Origin of the sequence: Kitasatospora sp. NPDC058032 (assembly GCF_042885845.1) — a bacterium.
In the GTDB taxonomy this organism is placed as follows: Bacteria; Actinomycetota; Actinomycetes; order Streptomycetales; family Streptomycetaceae; genus Kitasatospora.
Map to the genome: position 1 here is coordinate 72,110 of NZ_JBHVRK010000007.1, position 17,102 is coordinate 89,211.

The window sequence follows — 17,102 nt, forward strand, 5'->3', positions numbered from 1 at the left end:
TCACCCGGTCACGAGCGCACGACAACGGCAAGTGCGCCGGAGTGAAGGGCGCGCGTTCCCGGCGCGGACGGCTTGGCCGAGGAGTTGCGGAGCAGGCAATTCCACAATCCCAGATAATAAGCAAAGTAATACAATTGCCCTCCCCAATAAAAGCCTTGACGAATAGCCCGCCCACGATGAAACTGGGCCTGCCGTCAACGCACCAGGAATACTCGGAGCACCATTTCCCCGAGTCTCTTGATGCACGAAGGGAACGGAGGGGGAATTGCCGACGACACCGACCTACCCGGGCGTCTACATCGAAGAGCTTCCCAGTGGCGTCCGCACCATCGCCGCGGTGAGCACCTCGGTCACCGCCTTCGTCGGGGCCACCCGGCGCGGCCCGCTCGACCAGCCCGTCACCGTCACGAGCTTCGCGGACTTCGAGCGCCGTTTCGGCGGGCTCGCGAGCCAGAGCCCGGTCAGCTACGCCGTCCAGCAGTTTTTCCTCAACGGGGGCTCGATCGGGGTCGTGGTGCGGGTCGCGGCGGCCGGCACCGGCGCCCCGGCGGGCGTCACGCTCGGCTCGACGCAGACCTCCACCGCCACCCCGGCCCTGGAGGTCACGGCCGTCGAGCCGGGCGCCTGGGGCGCGGCGCTGCGGGTCGCCGTGGACTACCGGACGCCGACCCCGGCCGACACCTTCAACCTCCAGGTCCTGGACACCTCCGGCGCCGTCCAGGAGTCCTTCGCGGACCTGTCGGTCCGGGCCGCCGACCCCCGGTTCGCCGAGACGGTGGTGAACGACGGCTCGGCGGTCGTCCGGGTCAAGGTCCTGACGGAGAGTCGGCCGGACCCGGTGGGCACCGTCTCCAAGCCCTTCGCGGCCACCCTGCCGGACCTCACCCACCCGATCCAGGTCAAGATCGGCGACGTCTCGCGCACCGTCACCGTCCACGACCCGGCCGCGGACGGCCCCGCACCCACCACCGTCACCGAACTCGCCCTGCTGCTGGAGCGCAAACTGCGCGCCCTGCCCGACGCCCCGGGCCGGCGGGCCTTCGCGGGCACCCGGGTGAGCGTGTTCGGCCGGCGGCTCCAGGTCGTCGCCGGCTCCACCGACCCGGCCGACGTGGTCCGCTTCCTCGGCGAGGCCGCCAACAACCTGGGGCTGGAGGGCTCGGTCAGCCCGCCGGTCCTCGCCCTCACCGGCGGCCAGGACGGCGCGCCCCCCGGCCTGACCGACCTGATCGGCAGCGAGGCGGCCAAGACCGGCATCCAGGCCCTGCGCGACGTCCAGGACGTCAACCTGCTGGTGCTGCCGGAACTGGCCGGCTACGCCGACGTGGACGACGCGGTCACGGTCGTCTCGGCCGCCCAGGCGCTCTGCGTGGAGAAGCGGATGTTCCTGATCGTCGACTCCCCGCAGGCGTGGACGACGCTGGACGCCGCCCGGGCCGGCCTGTCCGCCTTCGACTCGGTGCGCAGCGACCACGCGGCGCTGTACTTCCCGCACCTGGAGCTGGTCGATCCGCTCACCGGCCGGCTGCGCGCCTTCCCGCCCTCGGGCACCATCGCCGGCGTGATGGCGCGCACCGACGGCCAGCGGGGAGTGTGGAAGGCCCCGGCGGGCACCGAGGCCGGCCTGCCCGGGGTGCGCGCGCTGACCGTTCCGCTGACGGACCGGGAGAACGGCCTGCTGAACCCGCTCGCGGTGAACTGCCTGCGGAGCTTCCCGGTGGTGGGCCCGGTGGCGTGGGGCGCCCGGACGATGGCCGGGGCCGATGTGCTCGGCTCGCAGTGGAAGTACGTCCCGGTGCGGCGCCTCGCGCTGATGCTGGAGGAGAGCCTCTACCGCGGCACCAAGTGGGTGGTGTTCGAGCCCAACGACGAGCGGCTGTGGGCACAGATCCGGCTGAACGTGGGCGCGTTCCTGCACTCGCTGTTCCAGCAGGGCGCGTTCCAGGGCACGTCCGCGCGCTCGGCCTATTTCGTCAAGTGCGACCGGGACACCACCACCCAGGACGACATCAATCGCGGCGTGGTGAACGTCGTGGTCGGATTCGCGCCGCTCAAACCTGCGGAATTCGTGATTGTCAAGATCGAGCAGCTCGCCGGACAGTTCGAGGTTTAGGATCTCCATGGTCGAGTTCACCGTCAATCCACATCGCTTCGATCCGTACAAGAACTTCAAGTTCCTGGTGGTCTGGGACGGCCGGATCGTCGCCGGCATCAGCAAGGTCAGTCCGCTCAAGCGCACCACCGAAGTGGTGAAGCACCGCAGCGGGGGAGATTCGAGCGCGCCGCGGAAGTCGCCGGGCCGCACCGACTTCGAGGCGGTCACCCTGGAGCGCGGTGTCACCCACGACCCGGAGTTCGACCGCTGGGCCAACAAGGTCTGGATGGTCGGCGCGGGCCGCGGGGCCGAGGTCTCGCTGCGGGACTTCCGCAAGGACCTGGTGATCCAGGTGCTCAACGAGGCCGGTCAGGTGGCGGTCGCCCACAAGCTGTACCGCGCCTGGCCGAGCGAGTACCAGGTGCTCGGCGAACTCGACGCCAACGCCAACGCGGTGGCGATCCAGAGCCTCAAGCTGGAGGTGGAGGGCTGGGAGCGGGACGAGGAGACGCCCGAACCGGAAGAGCCGTCGTTCCAGCAACCGGCCTGAGCGGCGGTCGGACCATGGAACTCACCGGGCAGGCGGCCCTGTTGGCCACCTGGGAGGCCGGGCAGGCGGCCGGGAACGTCGGGCGGGCCCTGCTGCTGCACACCGTTGCCCGTCCCGGCGCCGGGGCGGAGGAGCTGCTGGCCGTACCGCTCGGCGAGCGGGACGCCGAACTGTTCGGACTGCGCACCGAGCTGTTCGGCGACCAGCTCACCATGCGGCTCGGCTGCCCGGGCTGCTCGGAGGAGATGGAGTTCACCTTCGACGCCGGACGGGTGGCCGGTGCCGCGCGACCGGCGCCCGGGCCGCTGCGGGTGGAGCTCGACGGCTGGCGGGTCGGCTTCCGACCGGCCACCCCCGCCGACCTGGCCGCCGCCGAGCAGGCCCCGGCCGGCCGGGCGAGGGCCGTGCTGCTGGAGCGGTGCGTGCTGACCGCCGAGCACGGCGGGGAGCCGGTGGCGGCGCGGCAGCTCCCCGAGCCGGTGCAGCGGCGGATGGCCGAGGCCGCTGCCACCGCCGACCCCTGCGCGGACGTGCGGCTGAACCTCGGCTGCCCCGAATGCGGGCGGCAGACCCTCGCCGAGCTGGACATCGCCTCCTACCTCTGGGAGGAGCTGGACGACTGGGCCCGGGCCACCCTGCTCGACGTCCATCTGCTGGCCACCGCCTACGGCTGGAGCGAGCCGGAGATCCTCGCCCTCAGCCCGCTGCGGCGCCGCTACTACCTGGAGCTGTGTGCAGATGCCTGACCACTTCGACCGCCTGGTGGCCAAGGGCGCCCCGGGCCGGGACCCCGCCGGGGCCGGAGCCGGCGTGCGGGTACGCCCGCGCCTGCCGGGGCCGTTCGAACGGATCGACGCGCTCGGACCGACGCTGCCGGCCGGGGGCGGAGAACCGGTCGCCCCGGGCCTGCCGGACGGGCGGCCCGTTCTCGCGCTGCTCCCCCGGTCGGCGACACCGCATCCGACGCCGGCCGGGGAGACGCCCCCGGCGGCGGTCGGCGCCGCCCGCCCGGCCGCCGCGCCCGCCCTTCCGCTGCCGCGCACACCGCTGCTGCTCGCGCCGCCGATCGCCCCCGCCACCGCGCGGGCCGACGAGCCACCGCCGCGGACCGGGGCCGCCCGCCCGGCGGCCCCGGCGCCGGTCACCGCGGCGCCCGTCGCCGCACCGCAGCGCACGGTCGCGGCCGAGCCACCGGCCGGGGCGCCGCCCGCGCCCGTACGGCCGGCCGTCGCACCGGCATCCGGACGGCGGGCCGCCGCGGTGGCCGCCCCGGGACACGCGTCCGGGAACGGGGCCGGGACCCGCCGTCGGCCGCGGCCGGTCGAGCGGGTGGTGCGGGTGCGGATCGGGCGGGTCGAGGTCAGGGCCGCCGAACGCGTCCAGGCCGAACCGCGCAGGCCGGCCGCGGCCCGCCCGGCCCCGGCCCTCGGCCTGGACACCTACCTCACCCGGGAGCCCTCATGACCGAGCGGGCGGGCCCATGAGCAACCACCTCGCCATCGCCACCGTGAGCGAGGCGCTGCGGCTGCTCATCATCCGCGCGCTCTCGCCCGACATCCCGTTCGCGGTCGAGGTCGGCACCCGCAAGCCGCCGAGCGAGCCGCCGACCGACCCGGCCATCACCGTCTTCCTCTACCAGGTCACGCCCAACGCCTCGCTGCGCAACCTCGACGCGCCCACCCGCACGACGGACGGCACCCTGCTGACCCGGCCGACCGCCGCCCTCGACCTGCACTACCTGATCAGCTGCTACGGCGAGGAGTCCCGGCTGATCGGCCAGCGGCTGCTCGGCTGCGTGGTCCGGGCGCTGACCGAACAGCCGGTGCTGTCCCGCCAGTTGATCGAGGAGGCAGCCGCCCAGCCGTACCTGGCGGGCGCGGACCTGGCCGCCTCGCCGCAGCGGGTCCGCTTCACCGCCGCGTCGATGGACGTCGACGAGCTGTCCAAGCTGTGGACCGCGCTGTTCCAGACGCCGTTCGCGCTGTCCGTCGCCTACCAAGCCACCGCCGTCCTGGTGGAGGGCAGGACCGATCCGGTGGCCGGCAAGCCCGTGCTGCGCCGTACCGTGCGGGCTGTGCCGTCCCGCGGACCGGTCGTCGAACGGGTGCTCTCCCGGCCGGCCGGGTCCCGGGACGCCCCCGAGGAGGGGCCGGTGACCAAGGACCGGGAGCTGGTGGTGGACGGCTCCGGCCTGCGCGCGGACCTGGTGGTGGTCCGGCTGGGCGAGCAGCGGGTGACGGTCGGCCCGGGCGCCGTCCGGGACGACCGGCTGGTGCTGGCCGTCCCGGAGGACCTGCCGCCCGGCGTCCACCAGGTGCAGGTGCTGCACGGACTGGCGCTGGACGGCCGGCCGGCCGCCGAGCACCTCGCCGTGGAGTCCAACGCGCAGACCTTCGCCCGGCAACCGCGGATCCTGGCGCCGATCGGCACGGCGGACCGCGCCGACGGACCGGCCGGGGTCTCGGCCCGGCTGGACGTCCGGCTGGACCTGCCGCTCCGGGACGACCAGCACGTCCTGCTGCTGCTGGACGAGCTGCACCCGCCCACCGGTCGGGCCGGGGCGAGCCACCAGTTCCGCGCACCCGCGCCGCCGCGGCCGCGCAGCGACCCGTTCGAGGTCCGGGTGCCGGTCACCGGCCTCCGCCCGACGGTGTACCTGGCCCGGGTGCAGGTGGACGGCGTGCCCAGCGAGTTGACGGTGGACGGGGACGGGTCCTTCACCGGCCCCGTCGTGGATCTGACGCACTGACCGGGGGACGGGGGGACACGATGAGCACGCGCCGAGGGCAGGGCCACGACGGCCCGGCGGACGAGCCGCACCGGCGGTCGCTGTCGGCCGCGGTCACGGCCGTGCTGGAACGGGTCGACGCGCACGCGGCGGGCCGCACCGGCCGGCGGCCGAGCGGTGCGTCCGGGGCCGGCAGGGCGGGCAGGACGACCGATGCGGCCGGTGCGACCGACGGCCACCGGGTCGGGCAGCCACCGCCCGTCACGGCCCTGGACGCGCTCACCGCCTCCTTCGGCCTCACCCCGTTCGAGCGCGACCTCCTCGTCCTGGCCGCCGCCCCCGCGATCGACCCCACCGCCGCCGCCCGGTGCGCCGCGGCGAGCGGCGACCCCGGGCGCGCGTACCCGACCTTCTCGCTCGCCCTGGCCGCCCTGGACCGACCGCACTGGAGCGCGCTCACCCCGGTCGGCCCGCTGCGCCGCTTCCGGCTGGCCGAGCCGGAGGACGAGACGGCGCTCACCACCTCCCGGCTGCGGATCGACGAGCGGGTGCTGCACTTCCTGGTCGGCGTGCCCTACCTGGACGTGCGGTTGCACGGGCTGCTCACCCGGGTCGGCCCGCCCGGCGAACTGCCCGGCCCGCACGAACGGTGCGCCGCCGAACTGGCGCGGACGTGGACCGCGGCCGGACCGGACGGGCCGCACGGACCGCCGCACAGCGAACTGACCGGCGCCGACCGCCGCACCCGCTGGGAGATCGCGGCGGCAGCGGCCCACCGCGCCGGGCTCGGCCTCTACGCCGCCCACCGCGAGGACCTGCCCACCGAGCCGGCCGAACGCGAGCGGCTCGCCCGGCTGTGGCAGCGGGAGGCGATCCTGATCCCGGCCGCCCTGCTGGTGGAGGGCGCGGAGCCGGGCCGGGAGCGCCCGCACAGCCCGAACGGCGTGGAGTCCTTCCTCGCGGGCCTCACCGTTCCGCTGGTCGTGTCCGGCGACGAGCCCCGGCCCGCCGGGGCCTCCGACCGTCCCCGGCTGGCCGTGCCCCCGCTCGGCCCCGAGGACCAGCTGGCGATCTGGACCGCCGCCCTGGACGGCGCGCCGGGGATCACCGAGCGCGAACTCCGTTCGCTGGCCGCACAGTTCTCGTTGCCCGGCCATGTGATCCGATCCGCCGCGGCGACGGCCCGGCGGGCGGCCGGGAACGGCCGGGACATCAGCCCGCTGGCGTGGCACGCCGGGCTGGCGGAAGCCCGGATGTGCCTCGACGAGCTGGGCCGACGGGTCGAGCCGCGCGCCGGCTGGGAGGACCTGGTGCTGGAGGATCGCCAGCGCGCGACGCTGCGCGAGATCGTCGCCCACGTCCGCCGACGCGGCACCGTCTACCAGGAGTGGGGCTTCGAAGCCGTGCTGCGCCACGGCCTCGGCGTCACCGCGCTGTTCGCCGGCGGGTCGGGCACCGGAAAGACGCTGGCGGCCGAGGTGGTCGCCGGGCAGCTCGGGGTGGACCTGTTCGTCATCGACCTCTCCCAGGTCGTCAGCAAGTACATCGGCGAGACCGAGAAGAACCTCCGACGGGTCTTCGACGCGGCCGAACGCGGCGGCGCACTGCTGCTGTTCGACGAGGCCGACGCGCTGTTCGGCAAGCGCAGCGAGGTCAGGGACAGCCATGACCGCTACGCCAACCTGGAGGTCAGCTACCTGCTGATGCGGATGGAGGCCTACCGGGGCCTGGCGGTGCTGACCACCAACATGAAGAAGGCGCTGGACCCGGCGTTCATGCGGCGGATCAGGTTCGTGGTCGACTTCCCGTTCCCCGGGGTGCCGGAGCGCGCCGAGATCTGGCGGCGGGTCATCCCCGCGCGGACCCCCAGCCAGGGCGTGGACCCGGAGCGGCTCGCCCAGCTGACCGTGACCGGCGGTTCCATCCGCAACATCGCGCTCTCCGCCGCCTTCCAGGCCGCCGACGAGGACTGCCCCCTGCAGATGCGGCACCTGCTGGCCGCCGCGCGCACCGAGTACCTGAAGCTGGAGCGCCCGTTGACGCCCTCGGAGGTCGGCGGATGGATCTGACCGAGGAGCGGCGGGAGCCCGGTACCGGGCGTGATGGCGCCGGGCGCGGGAGTGCCGGACGGATCGAGGTCGAGATCGGCGAGCTGGTCCTGGACGGCTTCGCGGGAATCGACCACGACCGGCTGACGACGGCGTTCCGGAGCGAACTGGCCCGTCTGGTCGCCGCACGCGGCGTGCCGCTCGCGGCCGGCGGTGACCGCGCGCTGGACCGGCTCGCCGGGCTGCCGCCGCTGCCCGCGGGCGTCTCCGCGCGGCGGCTCGGCGAGGCGCTCGCCCGTGCCGTGCACAGCGGGCTGTCGGGCGGCGGCCGGCCCACGGGACGGGGGCGGCCATGACACGGCCCGCCGCGACGGCCGCCACGCCCGCCGTCGCCTCGAAGGACGCCGAGCGGGGCGCGGAGCGGAAGCGCGCACGGACGCCGAAGTCCCGGACGCCGGAGCCGAAGGAGATCGTCTCCGGCGCCGGCCAGCCGCTCGACCCGGGCCTGCGCCGGGAGCTGGAGGCGCGGCTCGGACACGACCTCAGCCGGGTCCGGGTGCACACCGACCGGGACTCCGCCGCGCTGACCGAACTGATCGGCGCGGACGCCGTCGCCGTCGGCCAGGACCTCTTCTTCGGCGAGGGCAAGTACCGGCCCGCCGCCGAGGACGGCCGGCGGCTGCTCACCCATGAGCTGCTGCACACCGTCCAGGCCCCGAACCCGCTCGGCGCGCTGCGGGCCGGCCGCGACCTGGGCGCGGTCAGTCTGCCGCAGGACCCGATCGAACGGGAGGCGGAGCGCGGCGCGCGCGACGACCGGCCGGCGGCGGCCACACCGGGTGCCACGCCGGGGGCCACGCCGGGCTGGCTCCGCTACGCGACCGTCGACGCCGACCGGTTCCGCACCGAGCGGCTCGATCCGGCCACCCTGGTCGACCGGCTGGCGGCCGGCATCCTGCGCTCGCTGCGCGGCGACCCGACCGACTCCTCCGGTCGGGTCAGGCTTCAACTCGCACGCTTCGCCCCCGAGTTGCAGGCCTCCGTGCTCGACCGGCTGGCCGACCGGCTGCCCTCCTCCGACTACACCCGGGTGCTGGAGCTGGTCGAGGCCGCCGAGCACCGCCCGGCCGAGGTGGACGGCGCGCAGACGCCCGCGCCGGTCACCGAGGCCACCGAGCCGACCGAGCCGACCGCCGAGCCCGGTCAGGAGCAGAACCGGCCGCCGGAGCAGGAGGCCGACCGGCCGGAGCAGCAGCAGGACGAGCAGCAGGCGCAACCCCCGGAAGGCGCGGCCGACCAGGTTCCGCCGGGCGCGCAGCCGGCGGAACAACCCACGGCCGCCCCGGAGGCCTCCGCAACGGCCCCTGAGACAGCACCCGAAGCAGCATCCGAGGCAGCACCGGCAGCGGCAGCGCAGGCGCTCGCCACGGCGGAGGAGTCGGCCCCGCCGCAGGCCGTCCCCGTCACCAACCCGCCCGAAGCCGCGCAGCCGGACGCCGCCGCCCAGCCCTCGGCGGGTACCACGCCACGCGAGCCCGCCGCCGTGCCGCCGCCGCAGCCGGCGCCCGTCCGGCCCGAGCGCCTGGACGCGATCGTGCAGGCCCCGGACAGTCCGCTCGCCCGGCACGGGCTGCTGGCGGGCGACCGGCCGCAGGACGAGGTCCGGGACGAGGAACGGCCGCTGGGCATGGAGCCCGACGCGGACGCCGAGGTCCGGGCCGCCCCCGGCGAGGACCGGGACGGCCGGGCGCCGTCGGCCGCCGACGGGCCGGAGCTGCGGCCCGGGGACTTCCTGCCCTCCTCGGACCTCGACCTCTCCGCCGTCCCGACCCTCGACCGGATCCCGCCGTCGGCCGACAGCATGTCGGCCGTCGACGACGAGGCCCCGTCGTTCCCGGAGCCCCCCGCGACCAAGGCCGAGGAGGTCCAGGACGAGCGTGGGAGCCGGCCGGAGACCGACGAGGAGCCCGCGCAGGCCGAGGCCGAGGACGCGGGTGGCCGCGACCTCCAGCCGGAACGGCCGGGCGCGCAGGAGGTCGGCCCCGATCCCGCGTCGGACGGCGGCCCGGACGGGGGCCCGGCCGCCGAGCCCGCCGCCCCTGAGCAGCGGGAGCAGCGGGAGCAGCCCGAGCCGGGGCAGGAACAGCAGCCGGGCCGGCAGCCGGAAGCCGAGGAGCCGCGCGGGCCCGAGCCGCGCGCCCCGCAGCGCACCGCCGCCCCCACCGCAGCCGGGCCGGTAGGCGGCGAGGGCCCGACCGGAACCGCCGACGCCCCGGACCGCGCACCCGGGCCGGCGCCCGACGCCGCGCCGCCCGACTCCGCGCCGTCCACGGCCCCCGGTCCGGCGGCCGAGCAGACCGACACCCCGGCCGACCTCGCCGCCGGTCCCGCCGCGGAGGCCTCCCTGGAGTCCGGCGGCGGCGCCTGCGCGGGCCCGCAGCAGCCCACCACCGAGGCGGAGCCCGACGCCACCGGCGCGGGAGCCGGCGGTTGCGCGGCCGGGGGCGGCGCGGCCGGCGCCGCAGCCCCGGCCAAGCAGGAGGAGGCACCGGCCCCGCCCGACGTCTCCGCCCAGGACCCGCAGAGCGCGCTCGCCACCGCCGCGAGCCTGCCGCCCGATCGGATGGCCACCGCGCTGGACGGCGTGGACGGCTCGGTGGACCGTACGGTCGGCGAGCAGCACGCCCGGCTGCAGGCGGACCCGCCCGCCGTGCAGCGGCCGTCGGGAGCCCCGCGGACCCAGTCCGGTACGCCCGAGGCCGCGCCGCCCGCGGAGGCGGTGACGGAGCGGCTGGAGCGGGTCGGCCCGGCGGACACGGAGCGCGCCCAGCAGGAGGCCGAACGGAAGCGGGTCGAGGGGCCGAACCCCGCCGAGCGGGTCGCCCCACCGCATGTCACCGACGACGCGGGCGGCCAGGTCTCGCCGCAGGAGGTGCAGCAGGTTCAGGGCGCGGTCGACGGCGTGCCCTCGACCGACCCGGCGCTGAACACCACGGTCGGTCCGGCGCCCCGGGTCGAACTGTCCGGTGAGAGCGACCCGGTGCGGACCGATCTGCAGACGGCGAAGCTCAAGGACGGTTCCGCCAGGATCCTCGGTGTCGGCCGGGAGGACGCCGCCAAGCCGATGGGCGAGGACCGGATCTACCCGGACGTGCCGAAGGAGACCCTGACCGCCTCGGTGCCGGGGGGCGGCCGGCGGAGTGGGGGCGCCCGCACCGGCGGAGCGGTCGGCACCGGCCCAGGCACCGGGCCGGGCATCGGCCTGGTGGCCCGGCAGGAGCGCGGCCCGCAGATCGAGGCCGCGGTCGGCCAGGGCCGGAGCCGGCTGGGCTCCGAACAGGCCCGGCAGAAGCAGGGAGAGGCCGAGGCGCGCCGGCAGAACCAGGCCGGGATCGACCAGGAGGTGGCCGACAACGCCCGGGCGCAGGCCGGCGAGCGGGGCGACGCCGCGGAGAAGGTCGCCGCCGAGCGCGAGCAGTGGCGCACCGAGCAGGACCGGAAGGTCGCCGGAGCGGACCGGGACGCCGACGCGGAGCACCGGGACCGGACCGGCCGGATCGAGGGCAGGCGCACCCAGGCCGACAAGGACGTCCGGGACCGTCAGCAGCAGGACAACCGGAAGATCCAGGACAAGCGGAAGGAGGCCGAGGAGAAGGCGCGGCAGGAGAAGGACCGCAAGAAGGAGGAGTCCGAGGGCTGGTGGGGCTGGGTCAAGTCCAAGGTCAAGGCGGCCTTCGACGCGCTGGTCCAGGCGGTGACCAGGGTCTTCGACTACTTCCGCGGTCTGATCAACGACATCATCGACGGCTTCCGCACGTTCGCCGATTGGGCGATCGACCAGGCGCGGAAGTTCGCCGTCGAGCTGATCGACAAGCTCGCCGACGCGCTGATCGCGATCTGCGACGTCCTGTTGGCGGCCTTCCCGGACCTGCGGGACCGGTTCCGCCGGAAGATCGAGGAGTGGCGCGACCGGGCCGTCGCCAAGGTCAACGCGTGGGCGGACAGGCTCAGGAACGCCGTCGACAAGCTGCTCGACGCGCTGGCGGCCGGGCTGAGCGCGCTGCTGGACACGCTGGAGGCCGGGCTGAAGGCCGCGATCGAGGCGGTCCGCAGGACGGTGCTGGACGCGATCGACTTCGTGCGGAAGGCCATCGCGGTGTTCGGCGAGTTCGCCGTCCTGATCGGCGACATCGCCGCCGACCCGGGCGGGTGGCTGCGCAAGCTGGGCACCGCCGCGGTCGACGGCATCCGGCTCCACCTGTGGGGGGCGATCAAGCGGGCGGTCAAGCAGTGGTTCGACGAGAAGGTGGAGTCGGTCGTCGGTCTGACCTCCGCCCTGGTCAACGTCCTGGTCAAGGGCTGTGTCTCGATGGCCCGGATCGGCCGGATGGCCTGGCAGGCGATCGTGGCCGCGCTGCCCGGGATGATCGTCTCGATCGTCATCGAGAAGCTGGTGTCACTGATCGTGCCGGCCGCGGGTGCGGTCATGGCGATCATCCAGGGCCTGGTCGCGGCGTGGAACACCGTCAGCAGGATCGTCGCCGCGATCGGGAGGTTCGTCGCCTTCCTCAAGGCGGTCAGGTCCGGATCGGCCGCCTGCCTGTTCGCCGACGCGGTCGCGTCGGGCGTGGTCGCGCTGCTGGACTTCATCTCCAACTTCCTGCTCGGCAAGCTCAAGGGAGCCGGCAAGGCGGTCGGCAACCGGCTCAAGGGAATCGCCCAACGGATCCTGAAGGGCCTGGCCAGGGCCGGCCGGGGCGCCCGCCGGGCGGCCGGACGCGCCGTCAACCGGGCCCGGGAGACCCTGCGCCGGGCCACCCGGTCGTTGCGCCGCAGCCCCTCCCCCACCCGCGCCGCCCGGCCGCTGCCCGAACGGGCCCGCCCCGCCCGGCGATTCGGCCGAGGCACGCAGCACCCCACCCCCGCCACCGGACGCCCGCGCCGCGAGGCCGCCCGTCCGCGGTCCGCCGCCGCCCGCCGCCCCGGCTCGGCCGTCGGCCGCGCGCTGGACGCCTCCCGCCGGACGGTCCGGGCCGCCCTCACCCGTGTCCGCGGCGCCGCCCGGGCCCTCGGCCGCAAGCTCCTCGGCAGCCGGCTGGGCCGCGCCCTCACCAACGGCGCCCACCGGATCCGCGACGGCTACCGCAAGCAGCGCGACCGGCTGCGCGACTGGCAGAGCAGGCACCGCCGGCAGCGCGCCGAGCGCCGCGCACGCGAGAACTCGCCGCAGGCGAAGCAGCAGCGCCTGGACCTGATCGTCGCCCGCATCCGCCCGCGGATCCAGCGCCTGCTGGCCCGGGGTGTGCCGCAGCCGGTGCTCGGACCGGTCCTGGCCGGGATGCGGGCCTGGTACCGGCTGACCGGTCTCTCCGAGGTCGGCAGTCCGGCCTTCACCATCGAGGCGCTGCTCAACCCCAGGGAAGCGGCCGGGGGCGGCTTCGAGCTGACGGCGGAGGAGGTCCGCGCGATCATCCGCAAGCAGGCCCAGGGCCTCCTGGAACGGGCCGACGTGATCGCGGTCGCGACGCACATGCGGATCCTCAAGTACCGGGCCGGGGCGGCCGCCGGGGACCAGGAGCTGCGGACGCAGGGGCGGAAGGACATTCCCGGCGTCGTCCGGTACCTGCGCAACCGCGGCACGGACCTCGAACTCTCGGCCGCGCAGGGCGGTCCGCTCACCCTCCCGCCGTACAGGCTCCGCTGGGGAAAGGTGGACCGCTACCTGGTCGGCCCGGAGGGCGGACCGGTCAGCGAACAGCAGTGGGCGGGCGCCTTCAACCAGATCACCAGGGGGGTCGGCAAGTACCCCGAGATCCCGACCGATCTGACCCGCGTCGGTCTGACCGACATGAACTTCGCCATGGCGCTGCGGGCGTACAGCACCAACAAGCGGCTGCCCCCGTCGTTCACGCCGGAGCAGCAGGAGCTGGTCCGCAACGCGCACTGGCTGCTGTTCGTCCGGGAGTCCGTCCGGAATCCCGCCAACCTCGGCTTCGCGGCCATGACGACCGATCTGCTGGCCCGCGGACCGGGGGCCGGCGGCTTCGACCGGGACCAGGCGTTCGCCGGGCACGAGGGCAACCGCCTGGGCAACCGGGGGCTGTTCCCGATGTCGATGGAGGGCGCCGCGGCCGCGGCGGCCGGTCTCGAACAGGAGGAGGCGGGCCAGCGGACGTACCTGAAGGGCTCGGTGGCCGAACGCGCCGAGCTGCGGCTCCGCGAGGTGGAGCTCGGCGAGGCCTGGGCGAAGGCCCGCACCGGTGGCCGGGGGATCCTGGCCGCGACGGAGGCCGAGACCGTCAAGAAGGGCGAGGCCCTCGTCCGCCAGTTCCTGCGGCAGTTCTACGGCCTGAGATAAGAGGAAGACCCCATGACCCGATCGTTCACCCGCCTGGTCCTCAGGCCCGAGTTCACCGAGCACGACTTCAAGCTGGTCGTCTGGGACCTCTTCTGGGACCTCCTCGACCTCGGACGGCAGGAGGACGGCGCCGTCGTCGACAGCTGGCTCACCCCGGACGGCGGCGCCGAGGTGCACTACGTCGACGACCGGATCACCGGCATGCGGTACGTCACGATCCGGGGCGACGGCGCGGCGGAGGCGGAGGCGGAACTGCGTCCGCGCTGCCGGGTGTGGACGCTCGACGAGGCCCTGACCGCGCTGCACGAGGCGTCGACCGTGGGGGCCGACGGGGCCGCGGGGGCCGAGGGGTCCAACCGCAACGACCGGCTGGTCGCCCTCTACGCCGCCGCGCTGACCGCCGAGGGCCCGGAGGACCGGTCGGTGGTCGAGGCGTTCGCCGGCGCCGCCCGGGACGCCGATCCGGGGATCCGCCAGGCGGTGGTGGTCGCGACCGGGTACCTCCCCTGGCCCGGCCTGGTGGCGCTGGTGGAGGAGCTGGGCCGGACGGACCCGGTGGACCACATCCGGCACAACGCGGGGGTCCTGCTGGAGGGACTGGCCCGAACGGAAGGCGACTCCTGATGCCCTACACGGACGCCCCCAGGCCCGTGCGGTCGGGGCTGGTCATCGTCGATCCGCAGCGCGGCACGCCGCAGCGGATCATCGTGCTGCAGTTCAACCCGGACAGTCTGGAGCGCTCGCTGGCCCCGCAGGTGGCGGGGGCCGACGGCAGCGGGGACCGGACGGAGGCCCTGCGGCTCAAGGGGCCGGCCGTGGAGACCTGGAAGCTCACCGCGGAGCTGGACGCGACCGACCAGCTGGACCTGCCGGCCCCGAACGGCATCCATCCGCAGCTGGCCACGCTGGAGCTGCTGGTGCAGCCGCCCAGTGCGCGGCTGCGGAGCAATCAGGCGCTCGCGGCGGTCGGCACCCTGGAGATCACGCCGATCGAGGCCCCGCTCACCCTGTTCACCTGGGGCGGCAAGCGGATCCTGCCGGTGCGGCTGACCGAACTCACCATCACCGAGGAGGCGTTCGACATCGATCTGAACCCGATCAGGGCCACCGTCGCCATCGGCCTGCGCGTCCTGACCGTCAGCGACCTGCCGACCGGCCACCGCGGGGCCGAGCTCTACCTCGCGCACCTGGCGCAGCAGGAGCGGCTGGTCGCCGGCGCGGCCGACGGCCGGCTGAGCGCGCTCGGCCTGGGCGGTGGACTGCGATGACCCCGATGCCTCCGAGGACCCCGTCGACCCCCGACGACCCGTTCGCCGCGCTGCCCGCGTCCTCGTCGTACCCGCTGACCAGCCGCTACCACGGCGTCCCGGTGGCGCTGTACACGGCACCGGACGGACGGCAGGTGCCGTACCTGACCCGGCGGCTGCTGCCGCCCACGGACGGCCTGACCCCGCTCGCCGAGCACACCGTCGGCGCCGGCGACCGCCTCGATCTGCTCGCCCAGCGCTACCTCGGCAGCGCCGACCAGTGGTGGCGGATCGCCGACGCCAACCCGGTGATCGATCCCCGGGAGCTGACCGCGACGCCGGGCCGGCGGATCACCGTCGCGCTGCCCGGCGCCGTACCGGGGGTGGGCCGTGCCTGACGCCGCGGCCGTCACGGGGAACGGGCCGGTCGGGTCGATCCGGCTCGGCCTGCTGATGGGCCCGCAGCTCCCGGTGCCGGTGCCCCAGCCGGTGACCGACGCCCTGCTGTCGGCGCAGGTCACGGTGGCGTCCGGGCAGCGCAGCGGGTTCCAGCTCGCCTTCGACCTGTCGAAGAACGGTCTGATCGACACCGCGCTGCTGCCGGGCGGCTTCTTCGACCCGAAGATCAGGGTGGTGCTGATGGTGACCGTCACCGGCACCCCGACCGTGCTGATGGACGGTGTGATCATCCGGCAGGAGGTCGGTATCAGCAACCAGCCCGGCCAGTCCACCCTCACCGTCACCGGCGAGGACCTCACGGTGCTGATGGACCTGGAGGAGCAGGCCGCGGTGCCCTTCCCGGCGATGTCCCCGGCGGCCCGGGTCGCCGCGATCATCGGCAAGTACGGGCAGTACGGCATCGCCCCGCTGGTGATCCCCGAGCTGGTGCCGCAGACGCCGATGCCCACCCGGCGGATCGACTTCCAGAAGGGCACCGACCTCGGCTACGTCAACGAGCTGGCGAAGGCCAACGGGTACGTCTTCTACCTCGACCCGGGCCCGGTCCCCGGGATGAGCCGCGCCTACTGGGGGCCGGAGAACCGGCTCGGCGTCCCGCAGCACGCGCTGAACGTGAACCTGGACGTGCTGTCCAACGTCGACCAGCTCACCTTCGCCTTCGACGGCACCGCCCGCGAGGAGCCGGAGGCCCGCATCCAGCTCCCGGCGACCAAGGTGTCCGCCGTCCTGCCGGTGCCGGAGGTGAGCGTGCTGCGCCCGCCGCTCGCGCTCAGGCCCGCGCCGGCGCTGAAGAAGAAGGTCGTCGCCGACACCGCCAAGAAGGACACCGGCCAGGCCGTCGCCGAGATCATCGCCCAGGCGATGCAGTCGGCGGACGCCGTCTCGGGCTCCGGGCAGCTGGACGTCGTCCGGTACGGGCACGTGCTGCGCCCGCGCGAGCTGGTCGGCGTCCGCGGCGCCGGGCTCACCTACGACGGCCTGTACTTCGTCAAGAGCGTCACCCACAACCTCAGACCCGGCTCGTACACCCAGAACTTCACGCTGACCCGTGAGGGCCTGATCGCCCTCGGACCCACCGTCGTCCCGTGACCACCAGGAGGTGCCGGCATGGCCGAACCGACCCGCTACCTCGGCAAGTTCCGGGGGACGGTGGTGAACAACACCGACCCGCTCGGGATCGGCCGCATCCAGGCCCAGGTGCCCGACGTCCTGGGCGAGGTCACCTCGGGCTGGGCGATGCCGTGCTTCCCGGTGGCCGGTCCCGGCATGGGCCACTACGCGGTCCCGCCGGTCGGGGCGGGCGTGTGGCTGGAGTTCGAGCAGGGCGACCAGAGCTACCCGGTCTGGACGGGCTGCTGGTACGGCTCCGCCTCGGAGGTCCCGGTGGAGGCGCTGACCGGACCGCCGGGCGCGCCGAACACGGTGCTGGAGACCTCCGGGCACCGGGTGATCGTGCTGTCCGACGATCCGACCACCGGGATCACCCTGCGCACGCCGAGCGGGGCCTCGATCGTGCTCGACGACTCGGGCATCCGGATCAGCAACGGCCAGGGCGCCTCGATCTCGCTCGTCGGCGCCACCGTATCCATCAACCAGGACGCCCTGAGCGTGACCTGA

Annotated in this window: 13 protein-coding genes; all 13 read left to right on the plus strand. The window is 75.0% G+C overall.

Annotated elements, in window-relative coordinates:
* The first annotated feature begins 265 nt into the window (after positions 1–265).
* Genes ACFVUH_RS13845 through ACFVUH_RS13905 form a run of 13 tightly spaced genes read left to right on the plus strand, consistent with a single transcriptional unit; the run spans position 266 to position 17,102 of the window.
* The gene (locus ACFVUH_RS13845; protein ID WP_387913236.1) at positions 266–2,113 is read left to right on the plus strand and encodes a phage tail sheath family protein; all 1,848 of its coding nucleotides are present in this window, start codon (positions 266–268) and stop codon (positions 2,111–2,113) included.
* Positions 2,114–2,120: 7 nt separating this feature from the next.
* Positions 2,121–2,645, plus strand: a complete 525-nt coding sequence (locus tag ACFVUH_RS13850; RefSeq protein WP_355363257.1) for a phage tail protein — start codon at positions 2,121–2,123, stop codon at positions 2,643–2,645.
* A 14-nt stretch (positions 2,646–2,659) separates the two neighbouring features.
* Positions 2,660–3,391: a hypothetical protein gene (locus ACFVUH_RS13855; protein WP_387913237.1), complete on the plus strand. Its 732-nt coding sequence runs from the start codon at positions 2,660–2,662 to the stop codon at positions 3,389–3,391.
* A complete protein-coding gene (locus tag ACFVUH_RS13860) occupies positions 3,384–4,109 on the plus strand; it encodes a hypothetical protein (RefSeq protein ID WP_387913238.1) in 726 nt (241 codons plus the stop codon). The genes ACFVUH_RS13855 and ACFVUH_RS13860 overlap by 8 nt, the downstream gene beginning before the upstream one ends.
* Positions 4,110–4,125: 16 nt before the next feature.
* The gene (locus ACFVUH_RS13865) at positions 4,126–5,394 is read left to right on the plus strand and encodes a DUF4255 domain-containing protein (RefSeq protein WP_387913239.1); all 1,269 of its coding nucleotides are present in this window, start codon (positions 4,126–4,128) and stop codon (positions 5,392–5,394) included.
* 20 nt (positions 5,395–5,414) lie between these two features.
* Positions 5,415–7,442, plus strand: coding sequence for an ATP-binding protein (locus ACFVUH_RS13870; protein WP_387913241.1), 2,028 nt, complete (start codon positions 5,415–5,417; stop codon positions 7,440–7,442).
* A complete protein-coding gene (locus ACFVUH_RS13875; protein ID WP_387913243.1) occupies positions 7,433–7,777 on the plus strand; it encodes a hypothetical protein in 345 nt (114 codons plus the stop codon). Before ACFVUH_RS13870 ends, ACFVUH_RS13875 begins: the two co-directional genes overlap by 10 nt.
* A complete protein-coding gene (locus tag ACFVUH_RS13880; protein WP_387913245.1) occupies positions 7,774–13,779 on the plus strand; it encodes a DUF4157 domain-containing protein in 6,006 nt (2,001 codons plus the stop codon). The genes ACFVUH_RS13875 and ACFVUH_RS13880 overlap by 4 nt, the downstream gene beginning before the upstream one ends.
* A gap of 12 nt (positions 13,780–13,791) precedes the next feature.
* Positions 13,792–14,403, plus strand: coding sequence for a hypothetical protein (locus ACFVUH_RS13885; protein ID WP_387913246.1), 612 nt, complete (start codon positions 13,792–13,794; stop codon positions 14,401–14,403).
* A complete protein-coding gene (locus ACFVUH_RS13890; protein WP_387913248.1) occupies positions 14,403–15,047 on the plus strand; it encodes a hypothetical protein in 645 nt (214 codons plus the stop codon). The genes ACFVUH_RS13885 and ACFVUH_RS13890 overlap by 1 nt, the downstream gene beginning before the upstream one ends.
* Before the next feature lie 5 nt (positions 15,048–15,052).
* A complete protein-coding gene (locus ACFVUH_RS13895) occupies positions 15,053–15,424 on the plus strand; it encodes a LysM domain-containing protein (protein ID WP_355363241.1) in 372 nt (123 codons plus the stop codon).
* Positions 15,425–15,479: 55 nt separating this feature from the next.
* Positions 15,480–16,574, plus strand: a complete 1,095-nt coding sequence (locus ACFVUH_RS13900; RefSeq protein WP_355363312.1) for a hypothetical protein — start codon at positions 15,480–15,482, stop codon at positions 16,572–16,574.
* A gap of 18 nt (positions 16,575–16,592) precedes the next feature.
* A complete protein-coding gene (locus tag ACFVUH_RS13905) occupies positions 16,593–17,102 on the plus strand; it encodes a phage baseplate assembly protein V (protein ID WP_355363239.1) in 510 nt (169 codons plus the stop codon).